At 64.4% G+C, this 25759-nt stretch carries 24 protein-coding genes; 8 read left to right on the plus strand and 16 right to left on the minus strand.

All coding sequences use genetic code 11. The features are described 5' to 3' along the window. Positions 1-21: 21 nt before the first annotated feature. From trpC to ACZ0AV_RS10850, 3 genes are read right to left on the minus strand one after another with little or no spacing between them, the layout of a single operon-like run. Positions 22-858: an indole-3-glycerol phosphate synthase TrpC gene (gene trpC, locus ACZ0AV_RS10840; protein WP_499151017.1), complete on the minus strand. Its 837-nt coding sequence runs from the start codon at positions 856-858 to the stop codon at positions 22-24. After that, positions 855-1901 carry an anthranilate phosphoribosyltransferase gene (gene trpD, locus ACZ0AV_RS10845; protein ID WP_499151018.1) on the minus strand — a complete coding sequence of 349 codons (1047 nt, stop codon included), beginning with the start codon at positions 1899-1901 and terminating at the stop codon, positions 855-857. Before trpD ends, trpC begins: the two co-directional genes overlap by 4 nt. Further along, the gene (locus tag ACZ0AV_RS10850) at positions 1898-2494 is read right to left on the minus strand and encodes an aminodeoxychorismate/anthranilate synthase component II (RefSeq protein WP_499151019.1); all 597 of its coding nucleotides are present in this window, start codon (positions 2492-2494) and stop codon (positions 1898-1900) included. Before ACZ0AV_RS10850 ends, trpD begins: the two co-directional genes overlap by 4 nt. A gap of 392 nt (positions 2495-2886) precedes the next feature. On the opposite strand from ACZ0AV_RS10850, the gene ACZ0AV_RS10855 reads away from it, so the two are divergent. Continuing rightward, positions 2887-4128, plus strand: a complete 1242-nt coding sequence (locus tag ACZ0AV_RS10855; protein ID WP_499151020.1) for a GAF domain-containing sensor histidine kinase — start codon at positions 2887-2889, stop codon at positions 4126-4128. Here the strand turns inward: ACZ0AV_RS10855 and ACZ0AV_RS10860 are convergent. The 5 genes from ACZ0AV_RS10860 to ACZ0AV_RS10880 all read right to left on the minus strand — a co-directional run bounded on the left by ACZ0AV_RS10860 (position 4125) and on the right by ACZ0AV_RS10880 (position 7702). Further along, positions 4125-4697: a lysis protein gene (locus ACZ0AV_RS10860; protein ID WP_499151021.1), complete on the minus strand. Its 573-nt coding sequence runs from the start codon at positions 4695-4697 to the stop codon at positions 4125-4127. The two genes, ACZ0AV_RS10855 and ACZ0AV_RS10860, sit on opposite strands and share 4 nt — an antisense overlap. Positions 4698-4708: 11 nt before the next feature. Then, positions 4709-5248, minus strand: a complete 540-nt coding sequence (locus ACZ0AV_RS10865) for a glycoside hydrolase family 24 protein (RefSeq protein ID WP_499151022.1) — start codon at positions 5246-5248, stop codon at positions 4709-4711. Positions 5249-5298: 50 nt separating this feature from the next. Beyond that, on the minus strand, positions 5299-6435 hold the full coding sequence (locus tag ACZ0AV_RS10870) for a glycoside hydrolase family 5 protein (RefSeq protein WP_499151023.1): 1137 nt from the start codon (positions 6433-6435) through the stop codon (positions 5299-5301). 111 nt (positions 6436-6546) lie between these two features. Continuing rightward, entirely contained in the window at positions 6547-6900 is a 354-nt protein-coding gene (locus ACZ0AV_RS10875; protein WP_499151024.1) for a putative holin, read from the minus strand. 445 nt (positions 6901-7345) lie between these two features. After that, the gene (locus ACZ0AV_RS10880) at positions 7346-7702 is read right to left on the minus strand and encodes a PA0613 family protein (protein ID WP_499151025.1); all 357 of its coding nucleotides are present in this window, start codon (positions 7700-7702) and stop codon (positions 7346-7348) included. A 188-nt stretch (positions 7703-7890) separates the two neighbouring features. On the opposite strand from ACZ0AV_RS10880, the gene ACZ0AV_RS10885 reads away from it, so the two are divergent. Both ACZ0AV_RS10885 and ACZ0AV_RS10890 read left to right on the plus strand, forming a co-directional pair. Further along, positions 7891-8541: an XRE family transcriptional regulator gene (locus tag ACZ0AV_RS10885; protein WP_499151026.1), complete on the plus strand. Its 651-nt coding sequence runs from the start codon at positions 7891-7893 to the stop codon at positions 8539-8541. Between the two features lie 50 nt (positions 8542-8591). Then, positions 8592-8903, plus strand: coding sequence for a pyocin activator PrtN family protein (locus ACZ0AV_RS10890; RefSeq protein ID WP_499151027.1), 312 nt, complete (start codon positions 8592-8594; stop codon positions 8901-8903). A gap of 3 nt (positions 8904-8906) precedes the next feature. Here the strand turns inward: ACZ0AV_RS10890 and ACZ0AV_RS10895 are convergent, their stop codons facing one another. Continuing rightward, a complete protein-coding gene (locus ACZ0AV_RS10895) occupies positions 8907-9569 on the minus strand; it encodes a GntR family transcriptional regulator (RefSeq protein ID WP_499151028.1) in 663 nt (220 codons plus the stop codon). A 288-nt stretch (positions 9570-9857) separates the two neighbouring features. Here ACZ0AV_RS10895 and ACZ0AV_RS10900 point away from each other — a divergent pair, with 288 nt between their 5' ends. The 5 genes from ACZ0AV_RS10900 to ACZ0AV_RS10920 are packed head-to-tail and all read left to right on the plus strand — an operon-like array spanning position 9858 to position 16036. Continuing rightward, positions 9858-11093, plus strand: coding sequence for an NRAMP family divalent metal transporter (locus ACZ0AV_RS10900; RefSeq protein WP_499151029.1), 1236 nt, complete (start codon positions 9858-9860; stop codon positions 11091-11093). Positions 11094-11109: 16 nt separating this feature from the next. Next, positions 11110-11880, plus strand: coding sequence for a LamB/YcsF family protein (locus ACZ0AV_RS10905; RefSeq protein WP_499151030.1), 771 nt, complete (start codon positions 11110-11112; stop codon positions 11878-11880). Next, the gene (locus ACZ0AV_RS10910; RefSeq protein WP_499151031.1) at positions 11877-12683 is read left to right on the plus strand and encodes a putative hydro-lyase; all 807 of its coding nucleotides are present in this window, start codon (positions 11877-11879) and stop codon (positions 12681-12683) included. The genes ACZ0AV_RS10905 and ACZ0AV_RS10910 overlap by 4 nt, the downstream gene beginning before the upstream one ends. 9 nt (positions 12684-12692) lie before the next feature. After that, positions 12693-14306, plus strand: a complete 1614-nt coding sequence (locus ACZ0AV_RS10915; RefSeq protein ID WP_499151032.1) for a 5-oxoprolinase subunit B/C family protein — start codon at positions 12693-12695, stop codon at positions 14304-14306. Then, positions 14303-16036 (plus strand): acetyl/propionyl/methylcrotonyl-CoA carboxylase subunit alpha, encoded by a 1734-nt coding sequence (locus tag ACZ0AV_RS10920; protein WP_499151033.1) that lies wholly within the window; start codon positions 14303-14305, stop codon positions 16034-16036. The genes ACZ0AV_RS10915 and ACZ0AV_RS10920 overlap by 4 nt, the downstream gene beginning before the upstream one ends. Before the next feature lie 408 nt (positions 16037-16444). Here ACZ0AV_RS10920 and trpE read toward each other — a convergent pair whose 3' ends face one another. The 7 genes from trpE to ACZ0AV_RS10955 all read right to left on the minus strand — a co-directional run bounded on the left by trpE (position 16445) and on the right by ACZ0AV_RS10955 (position 25630). Next, complete coding sequence (trpE, locus tag ACZ0AV_RS10925) at positions 16445-17923, minus strand: anthranilate synthase component I (RefSeq protein ID WP_499151034.1); 1479 nt, start codon at positions 17921-17923, stop codon at positions 16445-16447. A gap of 219 nt (positions 17924-18142) precedes the next feature. Beyond that, positions 18143-18823 carry a phosphoglycolate phosphatase gene (locus tag ACZ0AV_RS10930; RefSeq protein WP_499151035.1) on the minus strand — a complete coding sequence of 227 codons (681 nt, stop codon included), beginning with the start codon at positions 18821-18823 and terminating at the stop codon, positions 18143-18145. Beyond that, the gene (rpe, locus tag ACZ0AV_RS10935; RefSeq protein WP_499151036.1) at positions 18820-19494 is read right to left on the minus strand and encodes a ribulose-phosphate 3-epimerase; all 675 of its coding nucleotides are present in this window, start codon (positions 19492-19494) and stop codon (positions 18820-18822) included. The genes ACZ0AV_RS10930 and rpe overlap by 4 nt, the downstream gene beginning before the upstream one ends. Before the next feature lie 469 nt (positions 19495-19963). Continuing rightward, the gene (gene gabD, locus ACZ0AV_RS10940) at positions 19964-21421 is read right to left on the minus strand and encodes an NADP-dependent succinate-semialdehyde dehydrogenase (protein ID WP_499151037.1); all 1458 of its coding nucleotides are present in this window, start codon (positions 21419-21421) and stop codon (positions 19964-19966) included. A 43-nt stretch (positions 21422-21464) separates the two neighbouring features. Next, the gene (locus ACZ0AV_RS10945; protein WP_092366687.1) at positions 21465-22850 is read right to left on the minus strand and encodes a hypothetical protein; all 1386 of its coding nucleotides are present in this window, start codon (positions 22848-22850) and stop codon (positions 21465-21467) included. Between the two features lie 84 nt (positions 22851-22934). Then, entirely contained in the window at positions 22935-24083 is a 1149-nt protein-coding gene (locus tag ACZ0AV_RS10950) for an iron-containing alcohol dehydrogenase (protein ID WP_499151038.1), read from the minus strand. Positions 24084-24259: 176 nt separating this feature from the next. Further along, positions 24260-25630, minus strand: coding sequence for a sigma-54 interaction domain-containing protein (locus ACZ0AV_RS10955; RefSeq protein ID WP_499151039.1), 1371 nt, complete (start codon positions 25628-25630; stop codon positions 24260-24262). Positions 25631-25759: the final 129 nt, after the last annotated feature.

The following is a 25759-nucleotide window of genomic DNA, read 5'->3' on the forward strand; positions in this document are numbered from 1 at the left end:
GGGCGCCGTTTTTTTGTTCACTCAGTCCACGTCCGGGCTGACGATGAACCGCTTGCGCTCCGGAAAGAACAGGCGCTCCAACTCGGCACCCGGGTTTTCCGCGCGCATGAACGCCTCACCGACCAGAAATGCATGGACGTCGCTGATCTGCATCAGCTCCACGTCGGCCCGGTTGAGGATGCCACTCTCGGTGACCACCAAGCGATCACGCGGAATCAGCGGCAGCAGGTCCAGGGTGGTCTCCAGGTTGACCTCGAAGGTGTGCAGGTTGCGGTTGTTCACGCCGACCAAGGGCGTGTCCAGCACGTTCAGCGCACGCTCGAGCTCGTCACCGTCATGCACCTCGACCAGCACGTCGAGGCCGAACGCCTTGGCAGTGGCTGCCAGCTCGCCCATCTGCGCATCGGACAACGCCGAGACGATCAGCAGCACGCAATCGGCGCCCAAGGCCCGCGCCTCGACGATCTGGTAGGGATCGATCATGAAATCCTTGCGGATAACCGGCAGCGAACAGGCAGCGCGGCCTTCCTGCAGGTAGCGGTCGGCGCCCTGGAAGAAGTCGATGTCGGTGAGGATCGACAGGCAGGTGGCGCCACCGTCTTCATAGCTTTGGGCGATTTGCGACGGCACGAAGTTCTCGCGCAACACACCCTTGCTCGGCGAGGCCTTCTTGATTTCGGCGATCACCGCCGGCTCCTTGTTGCTGGCCTTTTCGATCAGCGCTGCGGCAAACCCGCGTGGCGCATCGGCAGCGCGGGCTTCACGCTCGACTTCGGCGAGACTGACGACGGCACGCCGGGCGGCGACTTCTTCAGCCTTGCGAGCGAGGATGTTTTCCAGAACGGTGGGAATGCTCACCCTTCATTCTCCTGTTTGAATACCGCGGTAAAGGACACCAGCTCTTCCATCTTTTCCCGGGCCAGCCCGGTGTGCAAGGCATCATGGGCGAGGCTCATGCCGTCCTGCAGGTTGTCGGCATGGTCGGCGGCGTAGAGCGCAGCGCCGGCATTGAGCACGATGATGTCGGCCGCCTTCTGGCCGGCTTCGCTCTTGCTCCGTCCCAGGGCATCGCGGATCAGCTCCAGGGATTGCTCGGCGCCTTCGACGGTCAGGCCGATCAGGCTCTGGCTCTTGATGCCGAACTCCTCGGGCTGAATGCGGTACTCGCTGACCACGCCGTTCTTCAGTTCGGCGACGAAGGTCGGTGCAGCCAGGCTGATCTCGTCGAGGCCATCCTGTGCATGCACCACGAGCACGTGCTCGCTACCGAGACGCTGCAGCACTTCGGCCATCGGCCGGCACAGCGCCTGGCTGAATACCCCCACCACCTGATGCCTGGCACCTGCCGGATTGGTCATCGGCCCGAGCATGTTGAAGAGCGTGCGCAGGCCCAGCTCGCGACGCGGGCCAATGGCGTGCTTCATCGCACCGTGATGCGACGGCGCGAACATGAAGCCGACACCGACGGTCTCCACGCAGCGCGCCACCTGCACCGGTGTGAGCCCCAGGTAAACGCCAGCCGCCTCGAGCAGGTCGGCGCTGCCGCTTTTGCCCGATACCGCGCGGTTACCGTGCTTGGCCACCTTGCCACCCGCCGCGGCGACCACGAAGGCGGCCGCGGTCGAGACGTTGAAGATGTTCATGCCATCGCCGCCGGTGCCGCAGGTGTCGACCAGCCGCTCGGCGGCGATCTCGACCGGCGCCGCCAGTTCACGCATCACGCTGGCGGCACCGACGATTTCGTCGATGGTCTCGCTCTTCATGCGCATGCCCATGAGAAACGCGCCGATCTGCGCATCGGTGCACTGACCGGTCATGATCTCGCGCATCACCGCGCGCATTTCCTCGGTGGACAGGTCGAGCTGGGCGACGACGCGGTTGAGGGCTTCCTTGATGTTCATGCGCGCACGCCTCCGGTCTGCTTGAGGAAGTTGGCGAACAGTTCATGACCCTGCTCGGTAAGGATCGACTCGGGGTGGAACTGCACGCCCTCGACGTTCAGGGTCTTGTGGCGCAGGCCCATGATCTCGTCGACGGCACCGTCTTCGGTGGCCGTCCAGGCGGTGATTTCCAGGCAGTCCGGCAGGCTGTCGTGCTTGACCACCAGGGAGTGGTAGCGGGTCACCGTCAGCGGGTGATTGAGGCCCGCGAACACGCCTTTATCCGCATGGAACACCGGGCTGGTCTTGCCATGCATCACCTGGCGGGCACGCACCACATCGCCGCCGTAGGCCTGGCCGATGCTCTGGTGGCCCAGGCAGACGCCAAGGATCGGCAGCTTCCCGGCGAAATGCTTGATCGCCTCGATGGACACGCCCGCCTCGGTGGGCGTGCACGGGCCCGGCGACACCACGATGCGTTCGGGCTTGAGGGCCTCAATCTCGGCGATGGTCAGTTCGTCGTTGCGGATAACGTGAACGTCGGCACCCAGTTCGCCCAGGTACTGCACCACGTTGTAGGTAAATGAGTCGTAGTTGTCGATCATCAGCAGCATGTTGTCGTTAACCCTTTGATGTACTGCTCTTCAGCCAATCGCCTTGCTGGCAGTGCCGCCACTCGCGCCAACATGCTGGGATGTCGGGGACGTGACGGTCAGGAACAAGGCAGAGAGAATCGCCCGGCATGGCCGGAGAACAAAGATCAGGCGCGCCAACGCCAACGGGCGTGGGCTTTGATGACTCGCATCAGAAGGGTGCTGCTGGCATTCACGGGGCAGTCTCGCGTTTATCTGCCCGCACAGTAGCCCACAGCGCTACGGCGTGCAATATCACCCCGCGGGTTCGCTACCGGGCGCTGGCCGGAATTGCCCACACGCCACTGTAAAGTTCGGTGAGATGAAAAGGCGCCTGCTGTACCCTGAGTGCTTTCCCATTCGGAACGGCCAGGATGTCGACGATAAATTTTGGCCCCGATCTTCGCGCAGTTGCGAAGATCGAAGCGATTCCGATGATTCTGCGCATGGTCAAGCACCTCACCGGCATGCGCTTCGCCGCGGTTGCCCGGGTCACCGACAAGCAATGGGTGACCTGCGCGGTCGACGATTCGATCGAGTTCGGCCTGGCCCCGGGCGACGAGCTGGCACTGGAAACCACCATCTGCAATGAGATTCGCCAACACCGCACCCCGGTGATTTTCGGGCACGCCAGCGAGCACCCACTGTTCTCGACCCATCACACGCCCAGGCTATATAGCCTTGAAAGCTATGTATCGATCCCGATCGTGCGCGCCAGTGGCGAGTTTTTCGGCACGCTCTGCGCCATCGACCCCTCGCCCGCCGACCTGGACGTGACCGTGGTCACCGACACGCTCACCCTGTATGCCCAGTTGATCGCCGCCAACCTCGACATGCAGGCGGCCGTCGACCAGAGCCGCAGCGCCCTGGCCGACGAGCAGGAAACCGGTCACCTGCGCGAGCAGCTTATCGCGGTGCTCGGCCACGACCTGCGCACTCCGCTGAGCGCCATCCGCATGGGCGCCGATCTTCTCGAATCCAAGCTGGTGGAGCGCCCGGAGCGCCGGCTTGCCGTGGCGATTCAGCAGAGCGCGAAAAGCATGGGGTCGCTGATCGAGAACATTCTTGATTTCGCCCGCGGCCGCCTGGGCAGCGGTATACCGGTCGAGCCGCGCCTGGTGGACACTCTGCAGGCTGATCTGCAGCGCGTTATCAGCGAGATCGCCTTGGCTCACCCCCTCGCCTGTATCGAGCAGGCGGTGCGGATCCCTCGGGTCAACCTGTGCGACCCGGTGCGCATCTGCCAGCTGCTGTCCAATCTACTGGCCAACGCGGTCACCCACGGCCGGCCTGGCGCGCCCATCAAAGTCTCGGTGATCAGCGACGAGGGGCATCTGCTCATCTCGGTCTGGAACCAGGGCGTGCCGATAGAACCGGCGCTGATGCCCCACCTGTTCCAGCCCTATACACGCTCGGACCTGGGCCAGCGCGAGGGGTTGGGCCTGGGGCTGTACATCGCCTCGGAAATCGTCAAGGGACACAACGGCACCATCGAAGTCACCTCCAGTGAAGCCGACGGCACCCGTTTCACCGCCGCCCTGCCGACCCTGACGAGCGAGCATCCGCAGATGCCGGCGGCGGCGCCCGAGCCCACCACACCGGACGCCCATCCCTAACCGGCATCATGGCTGACCGTCTGAACGTACGATTGGCACATGCCTAGGGCGATGATGGCCCGGTCGCCTCGCTCGACGATGCTGACAATTCGTTGAGCAGCGCCTCTGTCAATGTCGGCTCGAGCGGCGCCATCCACCAGGCATCCGGCGCTGGCGGTGGCAGGCACTGCGCCACAGTGGCTTGCCCCGGCGGCGCCTGGGTTGGCGAGAAGGACTGACAGCCGCAGCTCAGCAGTAGCGAGGCGGTCACGCAGAAGGGCAGCAGTATTTTCGGCATCGGTCAGTTTCCTGTGTTGGTGTTGGGATGAAGCCTGCAACTGGTGCTCGAGCGTCAGGCGCTTTTCCTGAGCGCGCCGCGCCTCGCCGATGGCGGCGTTTTGCACCTGGGCGAGGGAGTCGGCGTGGCGCTTGTCGCGCACCGAGATCTGCTGTTCCAGCTCACGACCCTGATCGGCCAGCGCCTCGCCCAGCCTCCAGCCCTGAGCGAGCCAGCCAACGCCGGCGGCGCCGAGTAACACAGCCAATGCCAGCCCGCCTACCGTGAGCAGGCGGATAGTGAGCGGCAACATCGATAATCCGCTCATGCCAGTGCCTGGCCGCCGCAGGCGGTGTACATGGCCAGCAGATCATCCGGGCTGTTGGGGTCCGCGGCGCGCGCGGCGCTGTAGATGCCAAGCAACACGCCGAGCGGATGTTCACGCTGGCCATGACCGGCACCGGGCAGGCTCGCCCAGATCGGTGCGGCAGCGGCGATGGCCCGCTCGATACGGCCTGCCCGGATGGCGGCGAGCGCGGCGCATTCCTCCAGCAGCTTCAGCGCCGCAAGGTCCTGGGCCTGGGGCGTGAATCGGCCATGAAAGCCATAAAGCCTGACGACCGCGTCCCAGGTGCGGGCCAGGAACTGGTAGCGGCCGGCGGCGGAAGAGCGGATGCCGTAGCGCGGCAAGGCAACCAGGCGGCGCGGGTGCGTGCTGTAGTCGGTGAACAGCGTGCCGCCCACCAGTACGTTGTAACCGTCGTCGCTGCCGACCACGGTCGAGGTGCCTTCGCTCCAGGCGAGCATGTCGAGAAAGGCGAGTACGTTGGAGCCACCCGCCTGGGCGGCTGTAAGACGTGCCATGGTTATTCTCCCGTAACGCAATGGCCCGCCGAAGCGGGCCATGTGGCGGATCAACGAGGCCCGTAGGCCGTGGTGGTGTTACCGATGCGCGCCATCAGCGAGCGCGTGTTGGGCTTGAGCGTGCCGTCGTCGCGGTCCATGCCGTTGGGCGCGTCGTTCGCATCACCCGGGCCGGCAAGCCACTGGAAGCGCAGGATGTGGTTATCGTCGAAATACTTGTGCAGCTCGGTAAAGTAGGTGCGCATGCCGGGCACGTGGTCCGGCCCGCCGTATTCACCCGCGATGCCGCGCTTGCCATTGGCCTTGAGCCAGTTGATGAACGGGTACCAGTCGGCCACCCGATCACGGTAGGTGATCGACTCGCTGAGCTGGTTCCACTTGCCACCGCCCTGGCCGGCCTTGTCGGGATACTGGTGCGCCTCGTAGAGCAGCCGGCCTCCAGGGTCCTGGAGATTCTTGAGCATGTCGGAACGACGCGGCCAATCCAGGGCGGAGCTGAACGCATTGCCCGCCACAGTGATGAAGTGCCGTGGGTCGACCGCGCGCACCGCGCTGATCAGGCTCTGCACATTGCTGCTCCACAGCGCTTCGACATTGACACCGCCGTCGGGCACGCTGCCCATGTTGTGGGGCTCGTTCATCAGGCCGTAGCCGAACAGCCCGGGCTCATCGCGAAACTCGTTGGCAATCGCGGTCCAGATGCGCGCCAGCAGCGCATAGTCGACCGGGCAGTCGGGTGCACCGATGGCTGTCCACAGGGCGAAGCCGCCGCCCCAGGCCTGCACGATTCGGCCGCTCACCGGGCCGTTGGCGCGCACGTACCAGCGGCCATAGTTGTGCATGTCGAGCAGTGAGAAACCGCCCCAGCTGTGCACGTGGCGGATGGCCCGACGAATCTCCTCGACATAGCCCTGGCGCAGGGTGAAGCCGCCCGCGCCGTCGAGGATCACCATGCGCTCGCCCGCGAATGGCAGGCGCACCGCGAATGGCTTGCCGCCCAGGCTGCCAGCGTAGGACTTGATGTAGTCCGGCTGGTGGCCACGGGGAGCGATGGTGCGGTAGTGAGTATCCAGCCGCGCCGTGGTGATGGGGTCGACATAGGGGTTGTTGCCCAACCCCGCCGCGTTGAAGCCGATCAGCGGGAACTCGCCGGCAGCGGCCATTTGGTCAAAGGTCTTGATAGCCATGGGTATTTCCTCCAGACATGAAAAAGCCCGCACAGTGGCGGGCCAGGGTGTGTCCTTCGGCGCGTATGCGCCGTTGGACGGGTTCGGGTAACTCGGTTACGTGGGCGGGCCTTATTCTTCCCGACCTTTCGGTGCCTTCTCGTGCAGCGCGCCTGCACGCTTGCGGATCGCCGTCAGCATCAGCGTGACCACCAGCCCGGCGCCAGCGAAGCCGGCGGGCCCCGGGTACGCGAAGGGATGGATGCCATGGACCTCGACATCGGTGATCGCCGGTGCGCACAGGTAGCCCATTACCGCCGACGTCAGGAAGAACGCCAGCCGATTCCACATGGGCAACTGCTGCGTGGTGGTGAAATACACCAACGCGCCACATAACGCCCCCAGGGCTGCTTCGCCGTCGATCGAGGCGATCAGCGCGCTGAGGTGAAACATGCTTAGCAGCGCGGTGCTGCTGAATTCATCCATTCTTGTTGTCCTCCCCGCAGCCCCGTGACCGCGACGAAAATTGAGGTTACGCCGCCGCCCGGAACGACAAAGCCCCGCACGCTGGCGGGGCTTTGTGAGAGAGAGGTCGGTTGTTGCAGCGCGCCTTTGGAGCGCGCAATCAGCATTGATGACAGTCGCGAGGCTGGCGGCTTGCTCGCCCACCTCTCTGACGTTGATGAATTTATATCCCCCGATTCCCGGCCTCACAAGGCACCGCCAACCATCAGCGGAAACGCGCTGAAAAACAGCGGAAACGTTCAGGGTCGAGACGCAGCGACGCCGCCGTCAAGCGCCCACAGCCGCGCCCCAACGCGGCCTCGAGGCACGTGGTGGCCGTGAAGAAAGAGGGAGAAGGGACGAATGAATACGCCGCCCAGCGTGGCAGGTACCTACCGGCAGGCGGCCGCGAATCGCAAGCGCGCGCTCAGGCGGCGTGCGCCAGCAACTGGCGCTGGATGGTCTTGTGAGCCTGGCCCAAGCGACGGTAGAACTGCGAACGACTGCAGCCGCAGGCCGCCCATTTCTGCTGCGGTGATTCGGCCTGCCCACAATAGTGTTCGATGACCACCTGGCGCTGCTCCGGCGCCAGGTGCTTGCTGACGATCCACTCGATCTCCGCGGCTCTGTCGAGCAGCACTCGACTGCCGCGTGCGCCACGTGTCAGCACGCCCTGTGATGCCATCAGCGCGGCAATCACGTTGCCGCCCAAGGCAGAATCGAGGTGGCTGTTGCCACGACTGTCGGCCCAGCGCTGCAGCACTTCGTCAATATAAGGAATCATGATGCCCTCCTGCCGCCTCAAGCGGCGAAACGATAAGTGGCAGCCAAATATCGGTTGGCGTGCCACACCTCCATCCAAGGCGTCGCCTACCGGTGATCGCCTGATGAAAAGATAATCACGAAACGTGTTTTATTCCAGCCAGAATCTGGGCTATAAATATTTCATAACGTGATTAAACGGAGCGCCCCATGGAAACCCTTGGCCAACGCATCAAGCACCTGCGCAAAAGCGCAGGCCTCAGCCAGCAAGCGCTTGCCGAAGCCTGTGGCTGGTCATCGCAATCACGCATCGGCAATTACGAAAGCGACCTGCGCGAACCGAGCCTCGCGGATCTGCTGCTACTGGCTCCGGCACTCGGCGTCAGCATCGCCGAGCTGGCCGGTAGCGAGGCGCTGCCGGCCGCGACGGATACCCTGGATGTGGGCCACGCCCGCGGCGGCGCGGTGCCGGTGGTGGGGCATGCGCAACTGGGCACCCATGGCTACTTCGAGGAGATCGACTTTCCCGTCGGCCATGGTGATGGTTACCTGCGCATTCACAGTGATGACCCTAACGCCTATGGCCTGCGGGTCACCGGCGACAGCATGCACCCGCGCATCAAGAACGGTGAATACGTGCTGATCGAGCCGAACAAGCCCTTCCATGCGGGCGACGAGGTGATGGTTCGCACCCTGGATGGCCAGGCGATGATCAAGGAGTACATCTACCTGCGAGACGGCATGTACCGTTTCGACAGCGTCAATCAGAACCACCCACCGCTGCACATACCCCAGGCCGAAGTCAGCAAGATTCACCTGGTCGGCGGCATCCTCAAGTCGTCGCGCTTTGCCGAAGAATGATCACCACCCTCAACCAGATCGAGCGTAATCAACCCTGACGAGCCCATGCCATGAACACTCAGCCTGAGCAGCCGCTGCCGCTCCAGACGCTGGAGCTATTGTTTCGCACCCACGGTGACGTGCTGGTGCCCATCGATCGGGTGCGCACCGTGTATTTCCGCCACCTGAGCCCCGACAACTTCATCCGCGCCATAGCCTCCGGGCGCCTGAACCTGCCGGTGACCACCCTGGACAGCAGCGCGAAAGCGCCAAAGTTCATCGAGTTGCATCACCTGGCGAGCTATATCGACAGCTGCGCGACCGCCGCCAACGGCGCCGGCGCGTTGTGCGCAGAGACGCAAGGTGCCTATGCGCTCGATTGAGCCTCAGGCACCGCGCCGCGCATAGGCCGCCAGGATGGTGCGCTCGGACTGCACCAGATAGGTATCCAGCGCCTTGGCCGCCTCGTCCGGACGCCCGGCCTCCAGGCGCTCGAGAATCGCCGCGTTCATGTCGATGTACGGCGAATGCAGGAATTCGGCGTCGTTGAGCAGGCCGAACACCAGGCGCAATTCAGCGGACAGGTGGCCGTAGAAGGTATTCAGCCGCTGGCTGTCGGCGAGTTCGACGATGGCGGCGTGAAAAGCCATGTTGGCCGTGCCAACCGCCCCCCAGTCGGCCACCTCGGCGCTGCGCTTGCCGGCCGCGACGGCCTCGCGCATGCGCTTGACCCCCGGGTGCTTGGGATAGGCCTGGGCCAGCGCCTGGCACTCGACGAACCGCCGCGCCCGGTAGATCTCGATGATCGAGGCCATATCGGGTACCGACACGAATACGCCGCGGTTGGGCTCGTGCTTGAGCAACCCTTCCTGGGTCAGCACGCGAAACGCCTCGCGCAGGGTATTGCGAGAGATGGCCAGGCTTTCACTGAGCGCCGCCTCGGACAGCCGCTGCCCCGGAACCAGTTCACCGTCGACCAGCTTGCGACGGATTTCCGCAGTCACGGTTTCGCCAAGCGTTCGTGGATTATCAGACACGTCGTTGTTCATTACCGATCCACCAGGCAGTGCAGGCGCCACATCTTGCAGGCGCGCCGAAGGAGTCGATGGTCTCCGAGCGACGCGTTTCAAGCAAGAGGCGGCGTTGTCACCTCGCGCACCATATAGGAACACCCCTGGGTACCGAAGTAACAAAATGGCGCACATAGATCATCAATCGCAATTTGATTGTTCAACAATAAAAGCGTCTAAAATCAACATTCCACTAGCACTCAATGCAAAATGGCATGCCGATTGCCTTATACCCTGCACACGTTACCCCGCCCCCAGGAGCTTCCCATGCAGGCCCAGACACCCGGCGAATTCGCCCGCTCACGACGATCTTCCCTGATAGGCGCCATCTTCCTGATGGCAACCTCGGCCATCGGCCCAGGCTTCATCACCCAGACGGCTACCTTCACCGCCACCATGGGTGCCGCTTTTGCCTTCGGCATCCTCGCCTCGATCCTGATCGATTTCGTGGTGCAGTTGAACGTCTGGCGCATCGTCAGCCTGACACGCATGCGTGCGTCGGACATCGCCAACGCGGCGATTCCCGGCAGCGGCTACCTGTTGGCGGTACTGGTGATCTTCGGCGGGCTGGTATTCAACGTCGGTAACATCGCCGGTTCCGGGCTGGGCCTCAACGCGCTGATGGGGCTGGATGCGAAATGGGGCGGCGCACTCAGCGCGCTGGTGGCCATCGGCATTTTCCTGTCCAAGCGCGCCGGCGTCGCCATCGACCGCCTGATCGTGGTACTCGGCGTGCTGATGATCCTGCTGACACTGTTCGTCGCCTTCGCGTCCAACCCGCCCCTGGGTGAAGCACTGCGTCAGACCGTTTGGCCGGACACCATCAACTTCGCCACCATCACCACCATCGTCGGTGGCACGGTCGGCGGCTACATCACCTATGCCGGCGCGCACCGCCTGCTGGATCGGGGCCTGGTCGGCCAGGAACACGTGAGAGAAGTCACGCGCGCCGCACTCAGTGGCATTGCGATAACCGGGTTGATGCGTTACGTGCTGTTCCTGGCGATTCTCGGCGTTGCCACCAGTGGCGTGGTCATCGACACCTCAGGCAAGGGTGCCAACCCGGCGGCTCAGGCGTTCCAGGCCGCGGCGGGTGAACTGGGCCTGCGGACCTTCGGCCTGGTGCTCTGGGCCGCTGCCATTACCAGCGTGATCGGCGCCGCATACACCTCCATGTCCTTTATCACTGCCTTCGTGCCAGCCATCAGCGAGCGGGGTCGTAACCGTGCCACCGTGGCCTTCATCGCCGTCTCGCTGAGCATCTACCTGGCACTGGGTACCGCACCCGGCGCACTGTTGTTGTTCGCCGGAGGCTTCAACGGCCTGATCCTGCCGATCGGCCTGAGCATTTTCGTGTACGTGGGCTGGCGCCGATCCGACATGATGGACGGCTACCATTATCCGCGCTGGCTGCTGGTGCTCGGTGCCATCACCTGTCTTCTGACTTGGTACATGGCTGCAAAATCGGTCGGCCCGATCTTCGCCTTCCTCAACGTGGCCTGACTCAAGGAGACCTGACATGCCAAGCATCGACCTCAACAGCGACCTGGGCGAAAGCTTTGGGCAGTGGCACATGGGCGACGACGACGCGATGCTCGACATCGTGACCAGTGCCAACGTTGCCTGCGGCTTTCACGCCGGCGACCCGGCGGGCATGCTGCGCACGCTAAAAGCCGCCGTGGCGAAAGGCGTGACCATCGGTGCCCATGTCGCCTACCCGGACCTGGTCGGCTTCGGCCGCCGCAACATGGACCTCGCCAGCGATGAGCTGACTGCCGACGTGATCTACCAGATCGGCGCGCTGCAGGCACTGGCCCACGCAGCCGGCACCCGGGTACGTTACGTGAAGCCCCATGGCGCGCTGTACAACACCATCGCCCACGACAAACGCCAGGCCCTGGCGGTGATCGAGGCACTTCGTGCCATCGACCCCAGCCTGGTGCTGGTCGCCCTGGCCGGCTCGCCACTGATCGAGCTGGCCCGCAGCGAAGGCCTCACCTGCATCGCCGAAGCCTTCGCCGACCGCGCTTACACGCCACAGGGCACGCTGGTGTCGCGCCGCGAAGCGGGCGCCGTGCTGCATGACGCCGAACAGGTCGCCCGGCGCATGCTGCGCCTGGTGGAAAGCGGCACGGTCGAAGCCATCGACGGCAGCCTGACGCGCATCGAAGCCGATTCCATCTGCGTGCACGGCGACAGCCCTGGCGCCGTGCAGATGGCCCGCGAAGTACGCCACGTGCTGGAGCAATCCGGCGTATCCCTGCAACCCTTTGCCGGAGCCTCCCAATGAATGCCCTCCAACGCGCCCAGCAGGCGGCTATTGCCGCCGCCCGAGAAGCCCGTGCCGAATACCGTAACGGCCGCGTCGCGCCATCGGCCGGCGTCGCCCCGGGTATGACCCAGGCCAACCTGATCGCCCTGCCCCGCGACTGGGCCTATGATTTTCTGCTCTACGCCCAGCGCAATCCCAAAGCCTGCCCGGTGCTGGACGTCAGCGATGCCGGCAGCCCGCACACCGTGTTGGCTGAAGGTGCCGACCTGCGCACCGACATCCCGCTGTACCGCATATGGCGTGACGGCAAGCTCGCCGATGAAGTCAGCGATGCGACCCAGGCCTGGGCCGAGCACCCGGACCTGGTGGCCTTTCTGATCGGCTGCAGCTTCACCTTCGAGACGGGCCTGCAGGAAGCCGGCATCGAAGTGCGGCATATCGCTGACGGCTGCAACGTGCCGATGTACCGCACCAACCGTGCCTGCCGACCAGCGGGCCGCCTGCATGGCGAGATGGTGGTATCGATGCGCCCGATCCCGGCGGACCGGGTCGCCGAAGCGGCCGGTATTTCCGGGCGCTACCCTTCGGTACACGGCGCACCGGTGCACATCGGCGAGCCGCAGCGCCTGGGTATCGCCGACCTCCACAAGCCGGATTTCGGCGACGCCGTGCGTATCGAGCCTGGCGAGATCCCGGTGTTCTGGGCCTGCGGCGTAACGCCCCAGGCCGCCGTCATGGCTTCTGGCGTGCCCTTCGCAATTACCCACTCGCCGGGCTATATGTTCATCACCGACGTGCCTGACAGCACGTATCACGTATAGGACAACACCGTGCGTTTTCTCCCCGTCAACCTGGATGCGCTGCTGGTCGAACTGGCCGACCTGGACGAGACCTTGGCGCTGTTCGACTCGCTGCAAGCCGAGCCCATCGCCGGCGTCGACGACATCGTCCCGGCGGCGCGCACCCTGCTGATCCAGTACCGGCCCAGCTCTCTCGACCGGCAGGCGCTGATCGATGGCCTCGCCCGCCGCGACCTGAGCCAGCGCAGCACGCGAGACAGCCGCCGCGTGGAAATCCCTGTGCATTACAACGGCGAGGACCTCGACGAGGTCGCCACACTGCTCGGTATCAGCCGTGACGACGTGGTGCGCCGGCATACCAGCGCCGATTACGAGGTGGCCTTCTGCGGCTTCGCGCCGGGCTTCGGCTACCTCACCGGTGGCGCAGGATTTCAAGTGCCGCGCCGGCAAACCCCACGCACGCGCATTCCGGCGGGCGCAGTGGCCCTGGCCGGAGATTTCAGCGGCATCTACCCCAAGGCCAGCCCCGGCGGCTGGCAGATCATCGGCGTCACACCGCTACAGATGTGGGACTTGGCCCGCCCGGAGCCGGCCCTGCTGCGCCCCGGCTACAAGGTGCGCTTCATGGATGCCGGGCCACTGCCAGCCGGCGGGCTGCCCGCGCACCAGCAGCCTGCTGCCAGCGAACCGCCCCGTGGCAACCACCTGGAGATCCTCACGCCAGGCCTGCAAAGCGCGCTGCAGGACCTCGGCCGCGCCGGCCATACCGATCAGGGCGTGTCGATGTCCGGCGCGCTGGACCGCGGTGCACTGCGCGCCGCCAATCGCGCGGTGGGCAACCCATCGGCCAGCGCCTGCCTGGAAGTGGTGCTCGGCGGCCTGAGTTTCGTTTGCCATGGCCGCACCATCATCGCCGTTACCGGCGCGCAAACCCCGGTCACCGTGACCACTGCCAGCGGCTTGCGCTGGCAGCCGAGCAACTACCAACCGATCGAACTGGACGACGGCGACCGCGTCAGCCTGGGCGCACCACAGGCCGGGCTGCGCAGCTACCTGGCGATTCGCGGTGGCTTTCAGGTGGCGGCGGTGCTGGGCAGCCTGTCCTACGACAGCCTTGCCCAGGTCGGCCCACCGCCACTCAAGGCCGGAGACCGGTTGGGTTTCGAAGCAATCGGGGCCGGTACCAGCGTTTCGACAGCTGAAGGTCCGGCCTTCGAACTGCCCACAGCGCGGGACGTGATCACCCTGGATGTGGTGATGGGCCCGCGCAGCGACTGGTTCACCCAGGCCGCCATCGACAACCTGAGCAACCAGCTGTGGCACGTCACCCCGCAATCCAACCGGGTCGGCATTCGCCTGCAGGGCGAGGTGCCGCTGGAGCGCTGCAATCACCACGAGTTGCCCAGCGAAGGCACCTCGCTTGGCGCCATCCAGGTGCCGGCCAGCGGCCAACCGGTGCTGTTTCTCGCCGACCACCCGCTCACCGGGGGCTACCCGGTGATCGCCGCCGTGGCCAGCCATCACCTGGACCTGGCCGGGCAGATCCCGATCAATGCCCAGATTCGCTTCAACCCCATCGAGGCATTCACCGAGCTCAAGCCTGGCGCCTCCCTTGTATCTGCCGACGGGAAACCGACCCCATGAAAAAAGTCCTGATCGCCAACCGTGGTGAAATCGCCGTGCGCATCGCCCGTGCCTGCCGCGACCATGGCGTGGCTTCGGTGGCTGTGTATGCCAACGCCGACATCGAAGCCCTGCACGTTAGCCAGGCTGACGAAGCCTATGCGCTGGACGGCGAACGCCCGGCCGACACCTACCTGAACATCGACAAGCTGCTGGCCATCGCCAAACGCGCTGGCGCCGACGCCGTGCACCCTGGCTACGGATTTCTCTCCGAGCGCGCCGAATTCGCCCGCGCCGTGCAAAGCGCCGGCCTCATCTGGATCGGCCCGAACCCGGAGACCATCGACGTGCTCGGTGACAAGGTCCAGGCCCGCAAGCTCGCCCAGCAGGTAGGTGCGCCCCTGGTGGCCGGTACTCCCGGCCCGGTACAGAGCGCCGCCGAGGTGCTGGCGTTCGCCGAGCAGCATGGCTTGCCGATCGCCATCAAGGCCGCCTTCGGGGGTGGCGGGCGTGGCATGAAGGTCGCCTGGCGGATGGACGAGGTGGCTGAACTGTACGCCTCGGCAGTGCGTGAAGCCGAAGCCGCCTTCGGCCGTGGTGAGTGCTTCGTCGAGCAGTTCCTCGACCGCCCTCGGCACATCGAGGCGCAGGTGATCGCCGATACCCACGGTACCGTGGTGGTGGTCGGTACACGCGATTGCTCGCTGCAGCGGCGCAATCAGAAACTGGTGGAAGAAGCACCCGCACCTTTCATCAGCGACGAGCAGCGCCAGCGCATCCACCAGTCCGCCCATGACATCTGCACCAGGGCCGGCTATGTGGGCGCCGGCACGGTGGAATACCTGCTCAGCGCCGACGGTACCCTGTCGTTCCTGGAGGTGAACACCCGCCTGCAGGTCGAACACCCGGTGACCGAGGAAACCGCTGGCGTCGACCTGGTGATCGAGCAACTGCGCATTGCCGACGGCCTGCCACTGTCATTCAGCGAAACACCCACACCGCGAGGCCACAGTTTCGAATTTCGCATCAACGCCGAAGATGCCGGCAAGGGTTTTCTGCCCACACCGGGGAAAATCGAGGCGTTCCGCCCACCGTCCGGTCCCGGCGTGCGCCTGGACAGTGGTGTGGAAAGCGGCTCCAGGGTACCCGGCACCTTCGATTCGCTGATGGCCAAGCTGATCGTCACCGGCGCCACCCGCGAGCAGGCCATCTCTCGCGCACGCCGCGCTCTGGCCGAGTTTCAGATCGACGGCATCGCCTCGGTGCTGCCCTTCCACCGGGCGGTGATGGATCACCGTGATTTCACCGGTCCCGAGCGATTCGGTGTGCACACGCGCTGGATCGAGACCGACTTCGCCGAGCAGATCACCCTCGCGCCGCGCAGCCTGCCAGTGGCCGGCGAGGCGGTGCTGCGCACCTTTATCGAGATCGACGGCAAGCGCCACGAACTGGGCCTTCCCAGCGCGCTGTTGCAAGGGCTGGCCCCGCTGGGCAGCAACGCGCAGGCGACGCCACAAGCCGCAGTGCCTGCAGTCGAAGAAGGCCTGGTAAGTGCGCCGATCTCCGGCAACCTGCACGCCTGGCTGGTCGAAGACGGCACCCAGGTCAAAGCCGGCGAGGTGATTGCGGTGATGGAGGCGATGAAGATGGAGACTCAGGTCAGCGCTCCAGCGGACGGCACCTTGCGTATCCGTGAACAGGCCGGGGCTTATCTGGATGCGGGAGCGGCGCTGGCCAAGCTGGAGGGCTGAGGCCGACCCTGGGTATCGCTGCGCTCAACGCCAGGCTACCCGGGCTTTTTCGTAGCCTGGGTCGAGCGCAGCGACACCCGGGAACATTTTTCGCGACCCATAAAAACGGGTGGCCTGGGCCACCCGTTTTTTATTGGCATCTACTCAATGCGAACCCTGCTCCGCCAGCCAAAGAGGGGTGGATGACGCTCTTCTCATCCACCCCTCTTTGCCGAACTGATGGTGGACGGATAAAGCGCCGTCCACCCTACAACTGGAAAGCTGAGATCGGCCCTGGGTATCGCTGCGCTCAACGCCAGGCTACCCGGGCTTTTTCGTAGCTTGGGTCGAGCGCAGCGACACCCGGGAACATTTTTCGCGACCCATAAAAACGGGCGGCCTGGGCCACCCGTTTTTATCGGCATCTACTCAGTGCGAACCCTGCTCCGCCAGCGCTACGGCCTTGAACATGGCGCGACGCTTGTTCAGCGTTTCTTCCCATTCAAGGGCCGGCACCGAGTCGGCGACGATACCGGCGCCAGCCTGCACGTGCAGCTCGCCGTCCTTGATCACCGCGGTGCGGATGGCGATGGCGGTATCCATGTTGCCGTTCCAGGCGTAGTAACCGACCGCGCCGCCGTAGACACCGCGCTTGACCGGTTCCAGCTCGTCGATGATCTCCATCGCGCGGATCTTCGGTGCGCCAGACAGGGTACCGGCGGGCAGGATGGCGCGCAGGGCGTCCATCGAGGTCAGGCCCTTCTTCAGCTCGCCAGTGACGTTGGAGACGATGTGCATGACGTTGGAATAACGTTCGATGACCATCTTCTCGGTCAATTTCACCGAGCCAATCTCCGAGACACGGCCGGTGTCGTTGCGACCCAGGTCGATCAGCATCAGGTGCTCGGCGACCTCCTTGGCATCGCCAAGCAGGTCTTCTTCCAGCGCCAGGTCGGCCTCTTCGGTAGTGCCGCGCGGCCGGGTGCCGGCGATGGGGCGCACGGTGACCAGGTTGTCCTCGACGCGCACCAGCACCTCCGGTGACGAGCCCACCACGTGGAAGTCGCCAAAGTTGAAGAAGTACATGTATGGCGTCGGATTGATGCAGCGCAGCGCGCGGTACAGGTCGATGGGCGCGGCCTTGAAGGGGATCGACATGCGCTGGGAAATCACCACCTGCATGCAATCACCGGCGAGGATGTAGTCCTTGATGGCCTTGACCGAGCGCTCGTAGTCCTCGCGGCTGAAGCTGGAGCGGAACGCAGGCTCTGCGCCTGCGGCCTTGTTCAGGTCCACGCCCAGGCGCGGGGTGAACGGCTGACGCAGCTTGTGCAGGATGTCCTGCAACTGTTGCTGTCCACGGGCGAAGGCGTCGGCTTCGGCCGGGTCAGCCAGGACGATGGCGTGCATCTTGCCCGCCAGGTTGTCGAACACCACCACGGCGTCGGACACGTTGAGGAGGATATCCGGGGTGTTCAGGGTATCCGGGTTGACCCCTGCAGCCAGCCTCGGCTCCACGTAACGCACGCTGTCGTAGGCGAAGTAACCGACCAGCCCGCCATTGAAACGCGGCAGGCCGGCAATGGTCGGCACCCGGTAGCGAGCCTTGAATTGCTCGACGAAAGCCAGCGGGTCAACGCACTCGTGGCGCTCGATCTCGATGCCATCGGTGGTGATCACCACATCATGGCCTTGCACCCGCAGCACGGTGCGCGCCGGCAGGCCGATGATCGAGTAACGGCCCCACTTCTCGCCGCCCTGTACCGATTCGAGCAGGTAGGAATTGGGCGCGTCGGCCAGCTTCAGGTAGATCGACAGCGGCGTGTCGAAGTCAGCGATGGTTTCGCAGGCAAGCGGAATGCGGTTGTAGCCTTCAGCGGCTAAACGCAGGAATTCTTCATGGGTCATGATCAGCCTCGTGGCTTGGAAAATCGGTCAGTTGCGAACGGGCCGCCTGGTGCGGCAGAAGAATGTCAGGCGCGCCAACGCCAACGGGCCAGGGCCTTGATGACCTTCATCCAGAGTTTGCAGGTGACCGCCACGGGAGCATCTCGAAGAGGGGAAATAACGAGCGGCCAAGGTAGCTTAGCCGCTCGGTTCAGGCAACCACATGCCGCTGACGCCTCTTCAGAGAAGCTCGGCAAAGCTGTCGACGACCAGTTGCGGTTCTTCCTCGGCCACCGGACGGCCATGGTTGTAGCCATAGCTCACGGCCACGCAGGGCACGCCGGCCGCACGGGCTGCGAGCACATCGCTGCGCGAATCGCCCACGAACACCGACTGCACATTGCTGACCCCAGCCAGGCGCATGACCAGCAGCAGCGCTGCGGGGTCAGGCTTTTGCTGTGGCAGGGTGTCGCCACCGATGATCCAGCGAAAATAACCGCCCAGACCGACCTGCTCCAGCAACGGCGCGACGAAACGCTCCGGCTTGTTGGTCACCACGGCCAGCTCGACGGCAGCGGTGCTCAGCGCCTCCAGCAGTTCGTGAACACCCGGATAGGGCGCGATCAACTCATGGCAATCGGCGTAGATATCGAGAAAGCGCGCCAACGCCTGCTCCGTTTGTGCCTCGTCAACGGCCGAATGATCCAGGCCACCGGCAAGGGCGCGGCGCACCAGCACGCGGGCTCCGTTACCGACCCACTTACGCACGCGCTCAACGCCGGCCGGCTCACGCCCCAACTCGGCCAGCATGCGGTCGACTGCGGTGGCCAGATCCGGCACCGAATCGACCAGCGTGCCGTCCAGGTCGAACATCACCAGGCGCGGCAGCTCACCGGCGCACAACGCGCGTAGCGCTTTCATCCACGCACCAGGGCCAGCTCGGCGCGCATGGCGTCGATCACGGTTTTGTAGTCCGGCTGGTTGAAGATCGCCGAGCCGGCGACGAAGGTATCGGCGCCCGCCTCGGCGATCTCGCGGATGTTCTTGGCGCTCACGCCACCGTCGATTTCCAGGCGGATGTCGCGGCCGCTGGCGTCGATCAACGCGCGCGCTTCGCGCAGCTTGTCGAGGGTGCCGGGGATGAACTTCTGGCCACCGAAACCGGGGTTGACGCTCATCAGCAGGATCATGTCGACCTTGTCCATCACGTACTTCAGCGACTCCAGCGAAGTCGCCGGGTTGAACACCAGGCCGCACTTGGCGCCGCCATCCTTGATCAACTGCAGGGAGCGGTCGATGTGCAAGGTAGCTTCGGGGTGGAAGGTGATGTAGCTGGCGCCGGCTTCGAGGAAGTCGCCGATGATGCGATCCACCGGGCTGACCATCAGGTGCACGTCGATGGGCGCGGTGACGCCGTGCTTGCGCAGCGCCGTGCAGACCATCGGGCCGATGGTCAAGTTGGGCACGTAGTGGTTGTCCATCACATCGAAGTGAACGATATCGGCGCCGGCAGCGAGCACGTTATCCACTTCCTCACCCAGGCGGGCGAAGTTGGCGGAAAGGATCGACGGGGCGATGGCGAAGGGTTGCATGGCGCACCTCTTGGGGGGCATGGGTCACGGTGGCGCGCATTGTAACGACTGGCACGCCGTTGATCGACAGGCACTCGGCTCGAGCCTGCACCGCTCGTAGCCTGTGGTTGAGCGCAGCGATACCCAGGAGCGCATTCCCGGGTGTCGCTGCGCTCGACCCGGGCTACATGCTGGCAAGCCAGATCCTGCGGGGCGCGATCCGAGTCGTAGGGTGGACGGCGCGTTACCCGTCCACCGCGCGCCACCCACGAGGGTGGATGAAAAGAGCGTCAGCTACGCCCCGATCCACCCTACCTGCTAGCGCAGCCGTGATTGGCGTTCTTCGGCGGGGCGCGCCATGCAACGATGGCCTCCACATGAACCTATGCCCGTAGCCTGTGGTTGAGCGAAGCGATACCCAGGGGCGTTGCCGGATTGTCAGCGCGCTCGATCCAAGCTGGCTTTTCTATCAACGCCTCGAAAGAGCCGCTCAGATACCCAGGCAGAGGTACTTGATTTCCAGGTACTCATCGAGGCCGTACCTGGAGCCCTCGCGGCCCAGCCCGGAGGCCTTCATGCCGCCGAACGGCGCCACTTCGTTGGAGATCAGCCCGGTATTGATACCGACCATGCCGTACTCCAGCGCCTCGGCTACCCGGAAGGTACGGCCCAGATCGCGGGTATAGAAGTAACAGGCCAGACCAAACTCGGTGTCGTTGGCCTGGCGTATCACGTCGGCTTCGTCACTGAAGCGGAACAGCGGCGCCAGCGGGCCGAAGGTTTCCTCGCGGGCCACGCACATCTCGGTGGTCACGCCGGTCAGTACGGTCGGTTCGAAGAAGTTGCCGCCCAGCGCATGGGCCTTGCCGCCCTGCAGTACTTTTGCGCCTTTGCTCAACGCGTCGGCCAGGTGCGCCTGCACCTTGGCCACCGCATTGCCATCGATCAGCGGACCGTTGGTTACGCCCGCCTCGTCACCGTGCCCCACCTTCAACGTGGCCACCGCCGCGGCCAGCTTCTCGGCGAAGGCGTCGTACACCGCGTCGTGCACGTAAAGCCGGTTGGCGCATACACAGGTTTGCCCGGCATTGCGGTACTTGGACACCATGGCGCCTTCCACGGCCGCATCCAGGTCGGCATCTTCGAACACGATGAACGGCGCGTTGCCGCCCAACTCCAGGGACAGCTTCTTCAGGGTGGGCGCGCACTGCTCCATCAATTTGATGCCGACACCCGTAGAGCCGGTGAACGACAGCTTGCGCACGGTGGGGTTGGCGCACAGCTCAAAGCCTACCTCACGGGAGCGCTCGGTGTCGGCTGGCAACACACTGAACAGCCCGGCAGGAATGCCCGCCCGCTCGGCCAGCACAGCCAGCGCCAAGGCGCTGAAAGGCGTTTGCGGCGCAGGCTTGAGCACCATCGCGCAACCGGCAGCCAGGGCCGGCGCCACCTTGCGGGTAATCATCGCGGCCGGAAAATTCCAGGGCGTGATCGCCGCCGTCACACCGACCGGTTCCTTGGTCACGATCAGGCGTTTGTCTGCCTGATGGCCGGGAATGGTGTCACCGTAGACGCGCTTGGCCTCCTCGGCGAACCACTCGATGAACGAGGCGGCGTAGAGCACTTCGCCCCGCGCTTCGGTCAGTGGCTTGCCCTGCTCGGCGGTCATGATCTGCGCCAGGTCTTCGCCATTGGCCACCATCAGCTCGAACCATTTGCGCAGGCGCGCAGCGCGTTCCTTGGCCGTCAGTGCCCGCCACGCTGGCTGGGCAAGGCGGGCGGTCTTGATGGCGGCGCGGGTCTGCTCGGCGCCCAGGTTCGGCACGCGGCCGAGGGAATCGCCACTGGCCGGGTTGAAGATTTCCGTGGTCGCGCCGTCGACGGCGTCGCACCACTGGCCGTTCATGTACGCCTGATGGCGCAGCAGATCGGGATCGTTGAGATGCATGGTCACTCCTGTAGCCGGGGCGCTCGGCTCCCGGCGCTGGTCTCTAGTCTTTAGCAGCCGGCTCGGTCGGCAGGTCTTTACTGAAGGTCTGGTCGTTCTCGCCGCGGAAGAAGCGGGTGCCGTAGATCAACAGGCACAGACCAAGACCGATGGCGAACGCCCAGCCGGCGCCCTTGATCGCCAGCACGGCGCCGATCACCCCGGCGATGCCCAGATCACGCTGGCTGCGTGCTTCCATGATGCCCAGGCGCACGCTCACGTAGCCCTGGATCAGCAGGGTAAGTGCCAGGGCCACGCCGAGAATGGGCTGCACAAAGGTCACCACCGGCAATAGCAGCAGGCCGGTATTGGTGCCCCAGCGGAACGAGCCGACGCCGCCGTAGATGGACTTCATCGCCTTCGGGCCACCCTTGAAGCGCTCGGTAATCACCACCTGCATGGCCGACCACTGCGGCCCGCACATGGCGACATCGGGGCCGAAGAAACTCATGAAGGCATTGCGCCCGCCAAAGATCAGGTGGGAGCGATTGGGGTCGAAATCGACTTTCTCGTCGCGGCGAACGTCATCCGCCTCGGAGAGAATGGCCTTGGCGCCCAACACATCACCGAATACCACCAGGTAGGCTGCAAATACCGTGGGAATGGCCGTTACGAACATCATCAACGGCGGCATACCCAGGCCGAATACCGTGTACTCGTTCCACAGGGTGACGAAATCCGGCCGGCTGAAGCCCCACTCGATGCTCGGCCAGGCCGCTTCACCGAAAAGGGGAGCGACGATCACCGCCAGCAGAATGATCGGAAAGATGCCCAGCTTGGCGAAGTTCCACCAGAAGCGGTTGCGCTTCTTCAGCTCCTGGAAGTGGATGGAGAACACCAGGTAGAACGCAATGCCAATGGCAATCGAGATGGTCCAGGGGAAGCTATCGAAACGACCGCCTTCCTTGAACACGGTGACCACCGCGCTGAGCCCGGCCCCCATGATGATCCCGGCCTTGAGTGCTGACGGCACCAGCGACACCACCTTGCGCGCCATGCCGGTCATGCCCAGGCCGATGGAAAATACTCCCAGCATCAACTGGAAGGCGATTAGCGCATGCACCCGCTCCGGGCCCTCCGGAAACTGGCTGCAGTAGGCCATCAACAGGGGAATCGCCGGGGTAATCCACCCCGGCACCACCGGATCGCCCAGCAGATGGTGAGTGAGGTACAGCAGGCCATTGAGCATGACCACCGCCAGCGCCACCTCGAACGGCATGCCAAGAAATTCGGTCATCAACGGGATGGCCGCCAGGTCCACTGCACACATGAGCAAGCCCTGCATGTAGTCGGAAATCTCGAAACGGTAGTGAATGAACGGCAGGCGAAGCTTGAACGGGCCAAGTGCGGTATACGGCGCTTCCGGGCCTTGTTGTTGGAGTTCGGACATGTGGATTACCTGGAGTTATTAGTATTGGTCGTAAACCAGCGCGCCCCGGCGGAACACCGGGGCGCTTCATCGCGTGTTGCTGAATCAGTAGGCAGCGCGGTAGATCTGCTCGATGTCGCCGGCCGTCAGGCGGCGCGGATTGTTGCGCATGAGGCGATCAATCTTGCTGGCCTCTTCGGCCATTGTCGGAATCGCCTCTTCCGGCACGCCAAAACTGCGCATGCCCTTGGGAATGTCGACGCTGGCACACAGCTCGGCCATGGCCCCGACCGCAAGATCGGCAGCGGCCTTGTCACTCAGCCCATGTGTCTGCACGCCCATGGCGGTGGCAATCTCGGCCATGCGCTCGACGCACGCCAACTTGTTCCAGGCCATCACGTAGGGCAGCAGCAAGGCATTGCTGATGCCGTGAGCGATGTTGAAACGCCCGCCCAATGGATAGGCCAGCGCATGCACCGCACCCACGCCCGCGTTGCCGAAGGCCATGCCGGCCATCAGGCTGGCGGTGGCCATGTCTTCGCGCGCGGCAAGGTCTGCCGGATTGGCATAGGCCTTGGGCAGCGCCTTGGCGATCAGCTTGATCGCACCGATGGCCAGGGCGTCGGTGATCGGCGAAGCATTCACCGACAGGTACGACTCCACGGCGTGCACCAGGGCATCGACACCACTGGCGGCTGTCACGCTGCGCGGGCAGGTCAGGGTCATCAGCGGGCTGACCAGGGCGACGTCGGGCAACAGGTAGTCGCTGACGATGCCCTTTTTCAGCTGCGCCTTCTTGTCGGACAGAATGGACACGTTGGTCACTTCCGAACCGGTACCGGCCGTGGTTGGGATGGCGATCAGCGGAGGGCCTTTGCGTTTGACCTGATCGACGCCGAACAGCTCTTCCAGCGCGCCGTCATGACCGACGTAACCAGCTACCGCCTTGGCGATGTCGATGGCGCTACCGCCGCCGACGCCGATCAGGCCATCGTGGCCGCCAGCCCGATACGCCTTGGCGCACGCCTCGACGATGGCGATTTCCGGTTCCGGCTCGACGCCATCGAAGATGCCGTAGGGCCGCTCGCCCAACTGCTTGAGCACGTGTTCGACGGTACCGGACTTGATCAGGATCGCATCGGTGACGATCAGCGGGTTGTGCATGTTCAGGCGGGGCAGTTCGTTCGCTAGTTGCTCGACGGCACCTTGGCCGGTCAACAGCTTATTGGCGATTTTGAAGGCAGCAACACTCATCATCAGGCCCTTTTTATGGTGTCTAACTGGACGGGTTCGGGCCTGTCATAGCGATTCCTGTGCCAGCCTGACGAAACCCTCGCCGTAGACGGGTTGCGTCGATTTGCCACAGGCTATCGGAGCATCGCAGCGATCAGCAAATGGATCAAAAAGCCATCGCTTGATCCATTTTCCAATCAGCCTTGCTCCCAGCGCTTCATCTTCTGCACCAGGGTGGCCTGGCTCAGACCGAGCACACGGGCTGCTTCACGGGTGGTCTTGTGCTGCACCAGGGCCTTGCGGATCAGGCGCCGCTCGAGCTGTTCGACCTGCTTGCGCAACGGCAGCAGGCTGTCGTCATCGGCGTCTCGCGCACGGCTACGCATCTCTTCGGGCAGGTCGAACAGCTCCACGACTGCGCCGCTGCAGGTGACCACCAGGCGCTCGACCAGATTGATCAGCTCGCGGATGTTGCCCGGCCAGCAATAGTCGGTCAGCGCATCCAGGGCCTCGAGCCCCCACTCGAGCTCGCGCCCGTAGCGCTGATTGAATTCAGCCAGATAGAAGTCGAGCAACGGCTGAATTTCCTCGCGCCGCTCGCGCAAGGCGGGAATGTGGATCGGTACCACATTGAGCCGATAATAGAGGTCGGCGCGGAAGCGCCCTTCAGCCACCATGGCGCGCAGGTCATGGTGGGTGGCGGTGATGATGCGTACGTCCACTTCCTTCAGCTCCAGGCCGCCGACTGCAATGAAGCGGCTTTCCTCGATGACCTTGAGCAGCTTCACCTGCAGCGCCAGCGGCAGGTCGCCGATCTCGTCGAGAAACACCGTGCCGTGGTTCGCCAGCTCCAGCAACCCGCGCTTACCCTTGCTGCCGGCGCCCGTGAACGCGCCTGGCACGTAGCCGAACAGCTCAGCCTCGATGAGGTTCTCCGGCAGCGCACCGCAGTTCAGCGCCAGGAACGGCTGCGCGGCCCGCGGACTGCTTTTGTGGATGTACTGGGCGATCAGCGTTTTACCCACACCGGTTTCGCCCTGCAGCAGGACTTTCACATCGCTGGCCGCGACCTGGCGGGCCTGGGCGAACACCCGGCCCGAGACCGGCAGGCTGGCGACCGGCGATGCGTCGAGCAGATCGTCACGCTGGCCGGCATGCAGCTTCGCGGTGCTGTTGCGCAGCTGCTTGAGCTGTTGCAGCTCGTCGCGCTCGTGCTTCATGCGCAGCAATTCGGTCATGTCGCGCACGGTGCTGACCACGTAACGCACCCGGCCCTCGGTGGTGAAAATCGGCGTACCGCTGACCAACAGGCGCTTGCCCTGGCTGACGCTCTGCATCAGCGACAGCGCCCTGCCCTCCTTGAGCACGCGCAGCGACACCGACTGGGAAATTACGCCCTGTTCGACCAGCGCCTGCATGTGCTGACCAACCACATCCTCACTGCGCAGCCCGGTGAGCCGCTCATAGGCGCTGTTGACCTTGAGGGTAATGCCATCGGCATCGGTGATGTAGACGCCGTCGTGCAGCGCATCGAGCAGCTCGCGAAAACTGGGGTCGTCGAAATCCATGGGGCTTTCCGGGAAACGCGGGAGAGCGCGCAAGTTTACTCCGCTCGATCCCCGGCCATAAAAAAACCGCCGCAACCGAGGGTCTGTTGACGTTTCAGCGCGAGCCGCGTTGCTGCGAGAAACGTCAAC

The organism is Pseudomonas sp. AC532, from assembly GCF_979258965.1.